Annotated in this window: 14 protein-coding genes; 4 read left to right on the top strand and 10 right to left on the bottom strand. The window is 67.4% G+C overall.

The genetic code is table 11. The features are described from left to right. Positions 1-17: 17 nt before the first annotated feature. The 3 genes from AC0IXR_RS01410 to AC0IXR_RS01400 all read right to left on the bottom strand — a co-directional run bounded on the left by AC0IXR_RS01410 (position 18) and on the right by AC0IXR_RS01400 (position 2,470). Positions 18-956 carry a pirin family protein gene (locus AC0IXR_RS01410; protein ID WP_471759482.1) on the bottom strand — a complete coding sequence of 313 codons (939 nt, stop codon included), beginning with the start codon at positions 954-956 and terminating at the stop codon, positions 18-20. A gap of 648 nt (positions 957-1,604) precedes the next feature. Then, positions 1,605-2,003, bottom strand: a complete 399-nt coding sequence (locus tag AC0IXR_RS01405) for an energy transducer TonB family protein (protein WP_082470428.1) — start codon at positions 2,001-2,003, stop codon at positions 1,605-1,607. Between the two features lie 194 nt (positions 2,004-2,197). After that, complete coding sequence (locus tag AC0IXR_RS01400; RefSeq protein ID WP_471759481.1) at positions 2,198-2,470, bottom strand: hypothetical protein; 273 nt, start codon at positions 2,468-2,470, stop codon at positions 2,198-2,200. Positions 2,471-3,112: 642 nt separating this feature from the next. Here AC0IXR_RS01400 and AC0IXR_RS01395 point away from each other — a divergent pair. Beyond that, positions 3,113-5,305, top strand: coding sequence for a transglycosylase domain-containing protein (locus AC0IXR_RS01395; protein ID WP_471759480.1), 2,193 nt, complete (start codon positions 3,113-3,115; stop codon positions 5,303-5,305). A 57-nt stretch (positions 5,306-5,362) separates the two neighbouring features. On the opposite strand, the gene AC0IXR_RS01390 is transcribed toward AC0IXR_RS01395, so the two are convergent. The 6 genes from AC0IXR_RS01390 to AC0IXR_RS01365 all read right to left on the bottom strand — a co-directional run bounded on the left by AC0IXR_RS01390 (position 5,363) and on the right by AC0IXR_RS01365 (position 10,011). After that, positions 5,363-5,617 carry a BrnA antitoxin family protein gene (locus AC0IXR_RS01390; RefSeq protein WP_056427909.1) on the bottom strand — a complete coding sequence of 85 codons (255 nt, stop codon included), beginning with the start codon at positions 5,615-5,617 and terminating at the stop codon, positions 5,363-5,365. 29 nt (positions 5,618-5,646) lie between these two features. Next, positions 5,647-5,877 (bottom strand): hypothetical protein, encoded by a 231-nt coding sequence (locus AC0IXR_RS01385; RefSeq protein ID WP_056427912.1) that lies wholly within the window; start codon positions 5,875-5,877, stop codon positions 5,647-5,649. A 307-nt stretch (positions 5,878-6,184) separates the two neighbouring features. After that, positions 6,185-6,358 carry a hypothetical protein gene (locus tag AC0IXR_RS01380; protein WP_461235133.1) on the bottom strand — a complete coding sequence of 58 codons (174 nt, stop codon included), beginning with the start codon at positions 6,356-6,358 and terminating at the stop codon, positions 6,185-6,187. Beyond that, the gene (locus AC0IXR_RS01375) at positions 6,355-7,623 is read right to left on the bottom strand and encodes an arsenic transporter (protein WP_056427918.1); all 1,269 of its coding nucleotides are present in this window, start codon (positions 7,621-7,623) and stop codon (positions 6,355-6,357) included. The genes AC0IXR_RS01380 and AC0IXR_RS01375 overlap by 4 nt, the downstream gene beginning before the upstream one ends. Positions 7,624-7,781: 158 nt before the next feature. After that, positions 7,782-9,104 carry an MFS transporter gene (locus tag AC0IXR_RS01370; RefSeq protein ID WP_056427922.1) on the bottom strand — a complete coding sequence of 441 codons (1,323 nt, stop codon included), beginning with the start codon at positions 9,102-9,104 and terminating at the stop codon, positions 7,782-7,784. A gap of 250 nt (positions 9,105-9,354) precedes the next feature. Beyond that, entirely contained in the window at positions 9,355-10,011 is a 657-nt protein-coding gene (locus AC0IXR_RS01365) for a DNA-binding protein (protein WP_471759479.1), read from the bottom strand. 155 nt (positions 10,012-10,166) lie between these two features. On the opposite strand from AC0IXR_RS01365, the gene AC0IXR_RS01360 reads away from it, so the two are divergent. The 3 genes from AC0IXR_RS01360 (at position 10,167) to AC0IXR_RS01350 (ending at position 13,627) form a co-directional block, all read left to right on the top strand. Beyond that, positions 10,167-10,835 carry a response regulator gene (locus AC0IXR_RS01360; protein WP_471759478.1) on the top strand — a complete coding sequence of 223 codons (669 nt, stop codon included), beginning with the start codon at positions 10,167-10,169 and terminating at the stop codon, positions 10,833-10,835. Further along, a complete protein-coding gene (locus tag AC0IXR_RS01355; RefSeq protein ID WP_471759477.1) occupies positions 10,832-12,217 on the top strand; it encodes an ATP-binding protein in 1,386 nt (461 codons plus the stop codon). The genes AC0IXR_RS01360 and AC0IXR_RS01355 overlap by 4 nt, the downstream gene beginning before the upstream one ends. 222 nt (positions 12,218-12,439) lie before the next feature. Then, positions 12,440-13,627, top strand: a complete 1,188-nt coding sequence (locus tag AC0IXR_RS01350) for an FAD-dependent oxidoreductase (RefSeq protein ID WP_056427931.1) — start codon at positions 12,440-12,442, stop codon at positions 13,625-13,627. 6 nt (positions 13,628-13,633) lie between these two features. Here the strand turns inward: AC0IXR_RS01350 and AC0IXR_RS01345 are convergent, their stop codons facing one another. Further along, the gene (locus AC0IXR_RS01345; protein ID WP_471759476.1) at positions 13,634-15,145 is read right to left on the bottom strand and encodes a glucosamine inositolphosphorylceramide transferase family protein; all 1,512 of its coding nucleotides are present in this window, start codon (positions 15,143-15,145) and stop codon (positions 13,634-13,636) included. Between the last annotated feature and the right edge of the window lie 47 nt (positions 15,146-15,192).

Raw genomic sequence — 15,192 nt, 5'->3', positions numbered from 1 at the left:
CGCCCCGCTTTCACGCATCAGGGGTAGCGCACGGGCGGGGGTGCTTCCGGCAAGGGGATGAACTCGGATTCGCCGGGCACGGTGTCGAAGCGGGCCTGGCGCCAATCCTCCTTGGCCTGCTCGATCCGCTCCGGCCGAGAGGAGACGAAATTCCACCAGAGATGGCGCGGCCCGTCCATGGGCTCGCCGCCCAGCACCATGAAGCGTGCGGCCTCGGTCGCCCGCACGCTGATGCGGTCGCCGGGATTGAAGACGAGGAGTTGGCCGGGGCCGAACCCGTCGCCGGCAATGTCGATGGCGCCAGAGACGGTGTAGATCGCGCGCTCGTCATAGGTCGGGTCGAGGGGCAGCACGGCGCCGGCCTCGAGCATCACGTCGGCATAGACCATCGGGCTCGACGTCCGCACCGGCGATCTGGCGCCGAAAGCCTCGCCGGCGATCAGCCGGACGATCTTGCCCTCGCCGGTGAGGACCGGCAGCGCATCCGCATCGTAATGTTCGAAGGCGGGAGCGGTCTCCTCGTCCTTGCCATTGAGCGCGACCCAGGCCTGAATGCCGAACAGCTTCGAGCCGGTCCGGCGCAGCCCGGCGCCGGTGCGCTCCGAATGGGTGATGCCGCGACCGGCCGTCATCCAGTTGAGCTCGCCCGGACGGATCGGCAGTTCGGTGCCCAGGCTGTCCCGGTGCATGATCTCGCCGTCGAACAGGTAGGTGACGGTGGAGAGGCCGATATGCGGATGGGGCCGCACGTCCATGCCCTGGCCGAGGAGGAACTCGGACGGCCCCATCTGGTCGAAGAAGATGAACGGGCCGACCATCCGGCACTCCGTCGACGGCAGAGCCCGCCGGACGGAGAACGAGCCGAGATCCCGCGAACGAGGGACGATCAGGGTCTTGATCGCGTCGCAGGAGAAATGATCGCCCGGAACCGGGTCGTCCGCACTGTGCCAGCTCATCGCCCGTTTCCCTTCTGCTTAATCCGATTGACGTCTCTTGCGGTTTGCGAGGCAGGCATCCGATCCGCAGTACCGTTCCCGCCGGTCCATCAGATCGGTCGGGCTATACGCTCGCTCCCGGCGCCGGGTCTTGAAGAATGCCGGCATGTCCGCCTCGAATGGGTTATCGAGCATCTCTGCTCTCGATGAAACAGAAACGATGGAAACCGATCGTTTCGGAAAATACGCTCTCGCCTCGTCACCTTTGCGCCGCGAGGTTATCGAGGATCCTACAAACCGCACCCATAGAATCCTTCGCAGAACCCGGGTTTGGGAACCTCCCGAAGTGAGACCGCCGAAGTCATCGCGCTCGATTTCGTTGGAGCTCGAGCTCGGAGCGGGCCGAGCCGGTCCGGTCCGGTCCGGTCCAGCGGCAGAGCGCGAGGCGCGCCGCGAAGACGCAAGCGGCGGTGTTCGCTCGGAAGCCCTCAAACGGGTCTATGGCAGTCGGTGCGAAAACGGATATCGGCAATGGCGCTTCACGATGAACAGCCCGGCGTCGCCATCTCGATCAGCGGCGGATAAGTCACCTGTCTCGCGGGGGTCGGTCTAAACTCACGGCAAACGGAACCGTGTAACAGGAAGGCTGTGGAATTTTTTGAACGAACATCAGTTAAAGACATTACGTGCATATTTCAGCGGCACCGTTACTTTTAATGAGTTCGCTTTTACTTCTTTTGGAAACGGTGGAAATCTTGAACCCGTTTTTACAGTCAACAAAGCCATCCTGTCGAAATCGGGCGACCCAGATGAGTTGACGACATTTGATTCCACGACGTTCCCGTCCCTTCCGACAATGAAGTTGACGACAACAATCACGTCCGAGTTAGATATGTACATTCTTCTCGCAGATTGATGTCTTATATAAACATACCTGGCCAAGGTACCGAGATATTTTTGCTGTATGGTCGGCCCAAATTCATTGTCTTCGGCTTTGGATGCTTCGGGATAAGAGCCTAGAATTGCGCAAAAGCCTGCAATTGCAATGGCAAAGAATTTATAAAACATGGCATCCCCCACCAACAAGCGCAACCAAACTGGTTTATATGCTTGATCTGTGCAAGCCTAGAATCGGCTCTTCCTTGCCGTGCTGAGGACAGTCGCTCTCGAGGAGAACCCATACAAACGAAAGATCCCGCCACGGCTTACACCGGGCGGGACCAATTCGGGGAGTGAATTATCGTCGGAGCGTGACGCTAATTCTAGTAACCGTAGCGATAGGCTCGCCGACGATAATTGTGTTCCTGCCGGCGCAGGTGGGCGTCGTAACGCCGTTCACGCGCCCATTCGCGCCGAACCTGCTTCCGGTACCGATAACGCTGGTACCCTTCGCGGCTGTAAAACTGCGCCTTCTCGACAAGAGCAGGCTGCTCGAGCTGGACTGATGCCGGCGGCAATGGCGCAGCCTGGGCTGCCGAGGCGAAGCCCGCGACGGCAGCGATGGCCAGGAGAACCAGTTTCGAACTCGTTCGCATCGTTTTCCTCCGTGAAGCTCACGAGATGCGTCATGGCCCTTCAAGCATGAACGGAGCATTGACGCCATTCGCACACGCAAACACGGATTCGTGAGGCAGCAACCGGGCAGAACCGCCCCCGCTTTGAAAAGGCGGGACCGTTCAGATGCTTGGCGCGCATCGTGATGTGGCGACCAATGCCGCCTCGACCGATGCGCGGTGGGACGGATTCTTTCATGCCAAGCCTCTACCTCGGTGAGCCCGCCCCATGGCCGTACTCACCACGGCCCGCTTGCCAGCCGCCGCGTGGTCGCGCCTTGATGAGATCGGCTCATTGGGGCGCGATAAGAGCTTGGATCACGTGGCGGTGGCGCCACGAAGGACGACAGGTCGAGCGTCGTCGGCCGTACGAACGGCAGCAGCACCAGCGAGGTTCACGCCCCGGGCAGTCGCAGGCTCATCGTCGCTTCTCCGAAGTGTGCCCGACCGAATGCCGCAAAGCTTCTCGGACGCCCTGGGAACGCTATAGGAAGGTGATAAGATTTTCCTATGGTGGAGAATCCGTAAAATGATCCGGGTTAGGAACCCTTAAACCCGCCGTATTTACCATGCGGTACCTGAGCCTCTCGGATCGCGGGATGCTCACAGGTTCAGACGAAACGCATGGCGAACGGACGCAAGGGACGCGGGCGGGAGGAGCCGAACTTCGACGTGCCGGAAGGGCGCATCGGTGGGCGGGGCGACCTCGACCTGCGGCTCAGCGGCGACGATCGCGCCGGAGGCGGTGTGGGAAGACGCGCGACGAGCAGCAATGGCCAGGGCGAAGGCCCCCGGCGCCCCTCGGCGCGGGCCAAGACACCGGCCCGGAAGCCGCGCCGGCGCTCGTTCCTGGGCGGTCTCTTCTACGGCACGCTCGTACTCGGCCTGTGGGGCGTCATCGCCATCGCGGGGCTGGTGGCCTACCACGCCTCGCAACTGCCGCCGATCGACCAGCTCGCCGTTCCGAAGCGCCCCCCCAACATCGCCATCCTCGCCAGCGACGGCTCGCTCCTGGCCAATCGCGGCGAGACCGGTGGACGGGTGGTGAGCATCGGCGAGTTGCCGCCCTATCTACCGCGCGCCTTCGTGGCGATCGAGGACCGGCGCTTCTACAGCCATTTCGGCGTCGACCCGGTGGGCATCGCCCGCGCCGTGGCCCAGAACGTCACCCGCCGCGGCGTCTCGCAGGGCGGATCGACCCTAACGCAGCAGCTCGCCAAGAACCTGTTCCTGACGCCGGAACGCTCGGCCTCGCGAAAAATCCAAGAGGCGATCCTCGCCCTGTGGCTGGAGCACCGCTACACCAAGGACGAGATCCTCGAACTCTACCTGAACCGGGTCTATTTCGGCGCAGGCGCCTATGGCATCGAGGCCGCCGCCCAGCGCTATTTCGGCAAGCCCGCCAAGGCGGTGACGCTGGCGGAAGCCGCCATGCTCGGCGGCCTCGTCCAGGCTCCCTCGCGCCTCGCCCCCAACCGCAACCTGCCCGCCGCCCAGGCGCGTGCGGCCCAGGTTCTCGCGGCGATGGAGGAACTCGGCTTCGCCAAGCCCGCCGAGGTGAAGCTGGCGCTGGCGACTCCGGCGCGGCCGGCGAGCAGCCGTGGCGGCGGCTCGGCCAATTACGTGGCCGATCTCGTCATGGACGTCCTCGACGACTTCCTGCCGAAATTCGACACCGATATCGTCGTCACCACCACCGTCGACACCCGCCTCCAGAGCGCGGCCGAGAAGGCGCTCGTGGACGAGCTGAACCAGAAGGGCTCGCGCTATAACGTCGCCCAAGGAGCCGTGGTCTCGATGAAGCCGGACGGTGCGATCCGGGCGCTCATCGGCGGGCGCGACTATGCGCAGAGCCAGTTCAACCGGGCCACCACCGCCAAGCGCCAGCCGGGCTCCTCGTTCAAGCCCTTCGTCTATCTCGCCGCCGTGGAGCGGGGCCTGACCCCGGACACCGTGCGCGACGACGCGCCGATCAGCATCAAGGGCTGGAACCCAGAGAACTATTCGCGCGACTATCGCGGGCCGGTTCCCTTGCGCGAGGCCCTGGCGCTCTCGCTCAACACCGTGGCCGTGCGCCTCGGCCAGGAAGTCGGGCCGAAGGCGGTGGTTCAGGCGGCCCAGCGCCTCGGCATCTCCTCGCCGCTACAGGCCAACGGCTCACTGGCGCTCGGCACCTCGGAAGTGACCCCGCTGGAAATGGTGGGCGCCTACGCCGCCTTCGCCAATGGCGGCACCGGCGTGAACCCCTACGTCATCGCCAACGTGAAAAGCACGACGGGCAAGGCGCTCTACCAGCGCAAAGACACCAATCTCGGCCGAGTGATGAATGCCGAGACCGTCTCGATGATGAACGCGATGATGCACGAGACCTTTGTCTCGGGCACCGCAAGGAAGGCCGAGGTTCCGGGCTGGGACCTCGCCGGCAAGACCGGCACCAGCCAGGATTTCCGCGATGCCTGGTTCATCGGCTACTCGTCGACCCTCGTCACCGGCGTCTGGCTCGGCAACGACGACGGGGAATCCACCAAGAAGGTCTCCGGCGGTAACCTGCCCGGCGAGATCTGGAAGACCTACATGACGGTGGCCCTGAAAGGGCAAACTCCGACGATGCTGCCGGGCGCGAACCATTGGCGAAACCGCGCCCCCGCGGAGGTTCCGGCCACCACCGGAAGTGCGCCGGGGGGCCTCATAGGCGCCCTCCTCGGCGAGCCGCAATCCGCCGTCCCGCCGCCCCGCGTCGCTGCCAACCAGCGCGCTCGCGGGCCGAGCCAGGACGACAGGAACTTTCTCGAGAAGCTGTTCGGAGTGGGGGAGTAGGCGGGGAAGAGAAGCGCCTGCCGAAGACGGGCCGGACCGTCTGAGTTCGGTCGGCCTCTATAGTCCGACGATGCCCTTCAGCGCAGCGTTGATCCGGTCCTGCCAGCCGGGACCGTCCTTCTGAAAATGCTCCAGCACGGCTCGGTCGAGGCGCAGGGACACCATCTCGCGGGCGCCGGGTGGGCTGAGCGGCGCGGCGGGGGCGCGTTCGGCGGGTTTGGGGGCGTCGGGCGCCTTGGTGGTGGCGGCCTTGAAGGCGGCTTCCGCCGCCTGGCGGGGGTCGCTGGCGCGACGGGTCCGATCGAATGCCATGGGTCGGTTTCCTGGTGAGGCTCTCTGGCTCAGCTCGCGGAGCGCTTGCGCTTGGGGGCCGGCGCGGGAGCGGCGGCCTTCGCCTCGGCATCGGCGGCTTCCTTGGCGAGGCGAAGCGCGCGAAGCTTCACGGTGCGCTCGTCGATGGCCTTCACCGATTGCAGATGCTCCGCCATCGCCTCGGCGCCTTCCTTGGCCATCCGTTCGGCGCGCTCGGCGCGCTCTTCGGAACGGGTCCGGGCGTCAGTTTCGTCGCTCATCGTCGTCCTTCCTCGCTCCCCTCGCCCCGCGTACCATCCTTCGATCGCATCATCCGGCCCTGGCAAGGGCTGCATCGGCGAAGTCGCCGCTCGCGCCCGCTCGCGCGGCGCGTGACATCGACGATCTCGGCGGTTGCCAGCGGATGGGAAAACCCACGATCGGCGGCAAGGGAGGGTGATCCACACACCCTTCGCACGGGACCGGCTTCAGGCGGGATTATCGGGGCATAGCACGTCCGGAGACCAAAAAGCGAACCCTGGCAATGACCCGCAGGGGCAACGCCGACAAATCCCGGTGGATGGCCCGTCAGAACGCCGCGATGAGACCGATTCCGGTGACCGTCAGCGTGGCGCCCGCGATCCGTGCCTTACCCGCACGGTGCTCTCGCATTCCGAGCCCGCCGAAATGGTCGATGGCCAGGATGAAGCGATGGAGCAGGGCCGGGCTCAGGTCGGAGCGTTTTCGAACGGAGGAGATCACGGCAGGAGGAGGAGGCCGGCCAGCGCCAGGATCAGGGCCGGAGGCATCACCAGGAGGCCGAGCGTGAGGAAGCGCCAGAAGCCGACATTCTCGCCTTCGCGACGGATGGCGGTGAGCCACAGGATGGTGGCGAGGGATCCGGTGACCGACAGGTTGGGGCCGAGATCGATGCCGATGAGGATCGCCCCGGCGACTTTCTCGGAGACATCGGCCTGCTGCACGGCCGCCCCCGCGATCAGGCCGGCCGGCAGGTTGTTGACGAGATTGGAGAGTACCGCCACGAGCGTGCCGCCGCCCCAGGCGGCCGCATCCGGCGAGATCTCGGCCGCGCGCTTGAGATGATCGGCGACCATGGTCAGCACGCCGGTCTTCTCCAAGGCCTCGACCAGAACGAACAGACCGGCCACCAGGGGCAGTACGCCCCAGGACACGTCCTTAATGATCTCGACGGCTCCGCCGCGCTTGATCGCAAGGACGAGGAGCGTCGTGGCGAGCCCGGCGATGAAGGTCGGTAGGCCGAGTTCGAGATCGTAGGCCGAGGCGGCGATGAGCGCCCCGGCGGTGGCGACGATGCCGAGACCGGCGACTTTGCCTGTGCCCGAGAGCGGTGTCGCCGCGACGTCCTTCGCAATCAATTGCCGCCGCAGGACCGAGTTCTGGGTCAGGCGCAGAACGATGTAGGTGGCGACGATGGCCAGGGCCGAAGGCAGGGCGAAACGGGCGAGCCATTCCATGAGCGGCGGCATATGCGTAGCGTAGACGACGAGGTTGGCCGGGTTCGAGATCGGCAGCACGAAGCTCGCCGCGTTGGCGATGAAGGCGCAGATGAAGAGGTAGGGCAGAGGCTCGGCCTCCGCCGCCTTGGCCGCCGCATAGACCGCCGGCGTCAGCACCACGGCGCAGGCATCGTTCGAGAGGAAAACCGTGACCACGATGCCGACGAGGTAGACGAGGAGGAACAGGCGCGTCGCCGATCCTCTGGCTTGGCGCACGGCGATGCCGGCGAGCCAGTCGAAGAGCCCCTCCTTCCTGGCGATCTCGGCAAGCAGCATCATGCCGACGAGAAACAGGTAGACATCCGTCCCCTTGCGCACGCCGTCCCAGGCCGCGTCCGGCGAGATCAGGCCCAGCACCAGCAGCGCCCCGGCGCCGAGCGCGGCCCAGACCGCCTCCGGCCAGGCGAAAGGCCGGGTAATGACCCCGAGCGTCGCCAGTCCGGCGATGATCCAGATCACCAGATGCGGCGTCATGGGAAGTGCGAACATGGGCGGACGAGATCCTGTATGCGGCGGAAGACCGGCGCCACGGGGCCGGTACCGGTCGTTTCGGACGAGCCCCAGCTTGGTACGGAGGAGGCCCTTCTCTGGCCATGCGCCGATGGAAGAAGCGGCGCTGCCGATCCCGTTCGAGATCGGTCGCCCCGTCAGGCGGGGGAGACCACCATCGGCTCCGGCCCGCCGCCGCTCGGTGGCTTCGAGGCGGTTTTCGGCGGCTCGAACCCGTAGGTCTCCGGCATGGCGACGAGGTAGAGGACGAACCCCGCCGCCGCGATGCCGGCCAGGACCAGGAACGCCGTCGAATATCCCGCCGACACGATGATGAGACCGGCCAGCGTCGCCGAGAACGAAGCGCCGAGTCCCTGTGTCGTCGCGACGGCCCCCTGCGAGACGTTGAACCGTCCGGTGCCTCGGGTGAGGTCGGCGACGACGATGGGGAAGAGCGCGCCGTAGATGCCGGCCCCGATCCCGTCGAGGAGCTGGACAGCGACGAGGTAGAACGGGTTGTCCGAGAAGGTGTAGAGTACGCCCCGGATGGCGAGCACGCCGAAGGCCACGAGGAAGATTGGCTTGCGCCCGATCGCGTCGGCCTTGGCGCCGACGAAGACCGCCACCGGCACCATGACGAACTGTGCGGCCACGATGCAGACCGAAATGAGCGAGGTAGCGCTCTCCTTGCCGGACAGCTTGGTTAGCAGCTGGCCCACCGAGGTCAGCATCGCCGCGTTGGATAGGTGGAAGATCGCCGCCAGTAATGCGAACAGCATCAGGGTGCGGTTCTGCAGCAAGGCCCGGATTCCGGAGGTTTGCTCACCGCCTTCCTCCGCCGATTCGTCGAGGCCGCGCGCGAGATCGTCGTCGATGTCCTTGGCCGGCACCATCAGCATGGCACCGACGCTCAGGACCGCCAGCACGGCCATGAGCCAGAACACCACGATGGGTCCGAAGAAATAGGCCGTCGAGCCGGCGATGGCGGCCGAGACCGCGTTGCCTGCATGGTTGAAGCCCTCGTTGCGGCCGATGCGCTTGGAGAACATCTTCGGCCCGACCACGCCGAGGGTGATCGCCGCGAGCGCCGGAGGGAACACCGCCCCGGCGATGCCGGCCACGGACTGGGTCGCGGCCACCAGATAGAAATTGGTGACGAAGGGAAGGAGCAGGCAGCTCGCCGTGACAGCCAGCGCCCCGGCAATGACGATGGCGCGCTTGTGGTTGGTCCGGTCGATCAAAGCCCCGGCCGGCGTCTGCGCGATCAGTCCGGCGATGCCGGCGATCGTCATGATCATTCCCGTCGTCGCCTCGTCCCAACCCTGGTCGGGACCGCGCACGGCAATGAGGTAGATGGCGAGATAGGGGCCGAGCCCGTCGCGGACATCGGCGAGGAAGAAGTTGAGGGCGTCGAGCCCGCGCAGCGTCCGCTGTGACGGGGCACGCACGCGAGTCTGGTCGGCGGCCGTGTGGCTCGTCATCCGATCGATCCTTGGCGGAGATGTCGTGTTGGGGGGATCGATCGTCGCGCGTCCATGGCCGGCGAGCCGCGACCTTGCGTCGATCGCAGCGGCAAGTGGCGAGCCGAAACGATGGTTCCTGGCCGCCGCCTGAAATCTCCGTGAACGCAGCCGCACGCTCGCCGCCGGCGACCCATCCTGGACGGAACGGCTCGCCCCGGCGGCCTTCTTCCATCGGCGAGGAAGAAGCCACCGGCGGCGGCACGTGGTGTCAGAAGCTGCGCTTCTCGCGGATGTCGCCGTCGAACCCGACATGGAGCAGGCGCTCGCGGCCGTCCTGGCCCTTGGCCGCCATGTCGAGATGGCGCGGACCGTGTCCCGTGACGCGGATGTCGGAATAGCCGGCCGCCTCGACCTTCGCGGTGAGCGCAGGTGCATCGACCTCGGGGCCGAGGCCGACCTTGTCCTTCGCCCAGTCGAGGCCACCGGGCTTCGGGCCCCGCGCCGGACCGAGCACCACCGTCTTGCCATCGGCTCGGGTGAGGAGGGTGGCGTGGAGGAAGCCGTTCTCGAAGCGGCCCTGCACCGTGACTGCCTCACCCTTGGTGACGAGGGTGCCGCCCTCGCCCTGCTTGCCGGTCTCGACCAGGGCACGGCCGGAGCCGTCCTGCAGGATGAACTTGTTGCCGAAGATCTCCGCCACCTCGCCCTTGGCCGCGATGGCGGCGGAAGGGGCGAGCTGTGCGACGGTGACCGGCGCGACGGGGGTGAGGGTCACGCCGGAATTCTGCGCCAGGGAAAGGCCGACGGCCCCGAAAGCGAGGGGAGCCGCGATGGCGCCGACGATCCAGCCGCGGCGCGAGCGGCGCGGGGCGGCGGGGCTCGGCATCTCGGTGGCGGTTCCGTCGATGGTCTTCTCGGTCGTCATGGTGTCGATGTCCTGGAAAAGCGGATCCCCTCTCGGGTTGACGCCGTTCTAGGCTCGCCCCTCCAACCCGATCTGAACCGCGCGGTTCAGCCCCGGTTAAAGCGCGGCGCGTAGGCGCCGGGGCTGCCCCTGCATCCCCAAGGATACGGATTCCGATGAAGCTCCTTCTGGTGGAGGACGATGCGGCGCTCGCGGCCGAGATCGCCAAGGCCCTGCGCGCCGAGAACTTCGCCCTCGACCACGCGGTCAACGGCGAGGACGGCCAGCATCTCGGCGAAACGGAGATCTACGACGCCGTGGTGCTCGATCTCGGCCTGCCCAAACGCGACGGCGTCTCGGTGCTCCAGGCCTGGCGGGCCGCCGGGCGGACCGTGCCGGTGCTGATCCTCACCGCGCGGGACGGCTGGAGCGACAAGGTCGCGGGCTTCAAGGCGGGGGCGGACGACTATCTCGTGAAGCCGTTCCGGGTGGAGGAACTCGTCATCCGCCTGCGGGCCCTGGTGCGCCGCGCCTCGGCGCACGGGGCCAACCGGATCGTCTGCGGGCCTCTCACCTACGATGCCGGCCTCGGCACGTTCGAGCGGGATGGCCTGCCCCTGAAGCTGACCGGGCTCGAATGGCGGGTGCTCTCCTGCCTGATCCTGCGCAAGGACGGGGTCGTACCCCGCGGCCAGCTGATCGAGCGGGTCTATGACGGCGACGCGGAGGTGGATTCGAACTCGGTGGAGGTCATCATCACGCGCCTGCGCCGCAAGATCGCGCCGGCGCGGATCGAGGGCGTGCGTGGCCACGGCTACCAGCTCCTGCCGGGGGAGACACCATGACCCCGCCGCGACCTCGCCACGGGCCGCCTCATCCGCATCGCGGCTCCCTGCAGCGGCGCCTGATCCTCGCCGCCCTCGTCCTCGTCACCGTCGCCCTCGTTGTGGCGGGAATCGCCATCGGCTTCATCCTGCACCGCTTCGTGCGGGGCCAGCTCGACAGCCGCCTCGACAGTCAGATCGTCGCCATCGCATCGAGCCTCGAGCGGGGCCGCGACGGCCGCCTCGACCTCGGGCGCAACCTCGACGGCCCGCCCTTCGACCGCGACCGGTCGGGCTGGTCCTGGCAGGTCCGGCAGGGCGACGCGATCCTTCGATCCGGCTCCCTGGAAGGCCGCGACCTCACCGTCCCCGAAGACGACCGCCCGGATGGCGGGGGTCGCCGCCGCGACCGCCCCCGCCCGGCCGACGCCGTCGATCCCTGGGGCAACCTGGTGATCCTGCGCATTCTCACCCTTCCGGATGCGGCGGGGATCGGCCCGGCGACGATCGTCGCCTCCGCGCCCATGGCGGCCCTGCGCGGCCCCGTCCGGGAGGCGAGCCTTACCCTGGCGCTGATCCTCGCCGTGCTCGGCCTCTGCCTCCTCGCCGGCCTCGTCGCGCAGGTGCGCCTCGGCCTGCGACCGTTGGAACGCCTGCGCCGAGACCTCGCGGAGGTTCGCGCGGGCAAGCGCGCACAGGTGCCGGAGGCGCAGCCTGCCGAGATCCGCCCCCTGGTACGCGAGGTGAACGCGCTGCTCGGCGAAAACGCCGCGAATCTCGAACGGGCGCGCACCCATGTGGCTAACCTCGCCCATGGGTTGAAGACGCCGCTCGCGACCCTGACGATGGCGCTTCGGGATGGGGAGCGGGACCCCGACGGCCGGCTGGCGACCCTCGTCTCCGGCATGGATGGGCAGATCCGCCATCATCTGCGCCGCGCCCGCACGGCGGCCCTCGGCGGGGCCACCCGCGAGAGGACGGCGCTGCAGGCGCCCATAGCCGATCTACGGGCCACCTTCGCGCGGCTCTACGCCGACAAGGGCATCGCCTTCGCCGTGGAGGTACCGGATGGCATGGCCGTGGCGTGCGACGGCCAAGATGTCGACGAAATGCTCGGCAACCTCATCGACAATGCCTGCCGCTGGTGCCGGGCGCGAGTTCGGATCGCCGCTTCTCTCTCCGAACGGGGCGTCACCGTCACCGTGGAGGATGACGGGCCGGGTCTCGACGCGGATGCGGCTGCCGGGGTCCTCGGGCGCGGCAAACGTCTGGACGAGACAGTACCCGGCCACGGGTTCGGCCTGTCGATTACTACGGAACTGGCAGAACTCTATGGCGGCTCGCTCCGCCTCGATCGCGGGACCTTCCATGGTCTTCGCGCCCGGCTCGACTTGCCGACCTGACTCCATGTGTCGGTCTGAATGGCCTCCCGCGAAATGGCGGTTTCAACCGCACGGATTCTTTAGAGAGACGGCGCACCTTGAACGGGACGAAGCGGGCGGCATATCCCCTGCTGTGAAGGGTCGTCCCGCTCCGCATGCGCCTCGCCTTCGTCTCGGGATGGCACGATGGGGATACAGGGCGGAGGACAGGTTGCCCATTCGGGCTCGGGCGGGAGGTTCTGAATGTCTGAGATCCACCACGACGTCATCGTCATCGGCGCAGGCCTCGCTGGAACCACCGCGACCATCGCGCTCGCCAATGCCGGGTACGACACGGCGATCATCGACACCCACGCGGTCTATCCCCCCGATTTCCGGGCGGAGAAGCTCGGCGTGCCGCAGATGGACCTGTTCGAGAAGCTCGGCTTCGGCGAACTGGCGCGGGCCGTGACGACGCCGGTGGACGAGGTCTGCGTCACGCGCTTCGGCCATCTGGTCTCGCGCCATGCCGTGCGCGAATACGGCGTCCATTACACGCCCCTCATCAACGACCTGCGCGGCGCCCTGCCCGCCTCGTCGCCCCTGGTGATCGGGCGCGTGGCGGAGATCGAGACCGGCCCGGAACGACAGACGGTCACCCTCGCCGATGGCAGCGTGCGCACTGCGCGGCTGGTGCTTCTGGCCACCGGCCTCGGTGATGTGCTTCGGCGCAAGGTCGGCATCGGCAGGACCATGATCAGCGAGAAGCACTCCCTGTGCTTCGGCTTCGACATGGCGGCCCCGCCCTCGTCCTTCGGCTTCGAATCCCTCACCTATTACGGCGAGGGCGCGGACAATGCGGTGGCCTATGTCACGCTCTTTCCCATCGGCGCGACGATGCGGGCCAATCTCTTCGTCTATCGCGCGCTCTCCGATCCCTGGGTGAAGGAGTTCCGCAAATCGCCCGAGGCACTGATGAGGCAGGCCATGCCTGGCCTCGCCCGCCTCTGCCCGGACCTCACCGTCACGGGCCCCGTGGAGATGCGCCCCATCGATGTCGTCCAGGCGGCCGATGCGGAACGCGACGGGGTCGTGCTCCTGGGAGACGCCTTCCTGACCCCATGCCCGATCCCCGGGACCGGGATCGGCAAGGTGCTCACAGATGTCGACCGGCTCTGCTCCGAGCACCTGCCGCGCTGGTTCGCCACCCCGGGAATGGGCAAGGACAAGATCGCCGAATTCTACGCCGACCCGATCAAGCAGACCTCCGACCGGCAATGTCTCCAGGCGAGCCTCTATGCCCGCCAGATCACAATCGGCAGCGGCGCCGTATGGACCCTGCGGCGCCTGCGCAACCGCGTCGGCCGTTACGGCCTGCATGCCCTCCACCTGCTGCGCACGGCCTTCGCCAAGCCGCGAGGACCGGCGATCGGGCGCACCAAGACCGTCTGAGCCGGGCTATCGCCCCCTGCGCCAACGGGGGGAGCGGGCCGAGCCGTCGATGAATTCGAAGGTCGAGGTGCGGTTGAGGGTGTGGAGACGCGTACCGGGAAAGAGCGGGCCCGACCGCAGGATCGTCTCCACGGTCTGCGCGTAACCCTCGTCGTCGAGGCGGTCGATCCGTGCGAGCGCCAGGGCCTCGCCATAACCCAGGCGGCAATCCTGGACCGGGCGGATCAGGGCGCCATCCCGCTCGACGATGCGTCCCGCCGGCCGCGCCGAGGCGATATCGATGAGGACCGGGTTGTGCGCGTGCGGCGTCCAGGGCCCACGGAAATCCGGGGCAGACCAGAGATGCAGGCTGTCGTGGTAGGAGCCGAGGACCGGGCCGCCTCCCACATCGCCGGCCTGATCGCGCACCGTTGCGAACATCCACCAGCGGCCGTCCCGCTCCAGCAGGGTCGGATCGCTGACGGTGATGCCGCTGATCAGCGTCGCTTCCTTGACCCATCCGCCGGGAAAGGCAGTCGCGCGGTAGAGGTCGACCGTGCCGTTGGCGCAGCTCTCCGGGATCATCCAGAATGCCCCCTCGCGCTCGAACACGAACGGGTAGGACAGGTGATGCGGCTCCTCCAGCACCGGGACCGGCGTTCCGACCGGGCCGTTCGCATCGAAGGCCACCGCCGAGATCAGCGCCTTGCCCGTCGCGTGCGGGAAATCCTCGACGAAGAGGATCGTGCGGCCCTCGTGCTCGATCCCGAAGGGATCGGCGTAGAAGCGCAGGCCGTCATCCGCCAGGTCACGCCAGCCCGATGAAGGAAGGGCGCGCAGATCGATGAGATCGGGGCCGGCCAACCTGCGCCAGCCGACGCGCCAGTGCGGGGCGCGGTAGCAGAGGTAATAGAGACGCCGGACGACGAGCCGCGCCGCCATTTTCGCGGCGCGGGTGCCGATCGTCTTCACGGTCAGGGCGGGAGCCTCGGGCGACACTGGGACGCCGTCCCGGAGAAGCGGCCGGGCGCCCGACAGCGCGCCGACGATGAGCGTCATGCTGCGGATCAGCCCATCCTCGAACGCAGTGAGCATGGTGCCGCGATCCTCGGCGCCGAAGCGCCCGGAGGCGATGATCCTGCCATCCGTGGAGAGGGCCGCGACGGGAGAGCGGCCGGCGAGAAGCGCGGCGAGAAGCGCGCCCTCGCCCGCCACCCCGTCGAAGCCGAGGCGCCAGACCGGAAGGTCCGGGCCGCCCTCCGCATCGCCGCAGAGATCGAGGATGCAGGACGCAGCCGCCGTGGGTTCGGGATAAGCAGCCAATGCGCTCCCCGGAACGGGGGCGGACAGACCGCCGAGTGACAGCCGGTTCAGCAGGGCTTCGAGGCGGAACAGCAGCGCGGCGTTGTCCGGCAGGCCCCCAGGCCCTGGCGAGCGGTCGACCTCCACCTCGAGTCCGGGAAGTGCTGCGAGCCGTTGCAAAAGGCAGAGATGCCACCGGCGGGGGGCGCGTCCATCCAGCCTCAGTCGCAGACGCATCGTCGATCCCCAGACAGTCGAAAGCCGAGGCCGATGGCCGTGGGCCG

The organism is Methylobacterium sp. AC832 (genome assembly GCF_979256025.1).
The sequence above is the reverse complement of the archived record's forward strand: the minus strand, read 5'-3'. Positions and strand labels throughout refer to the sequence as shown.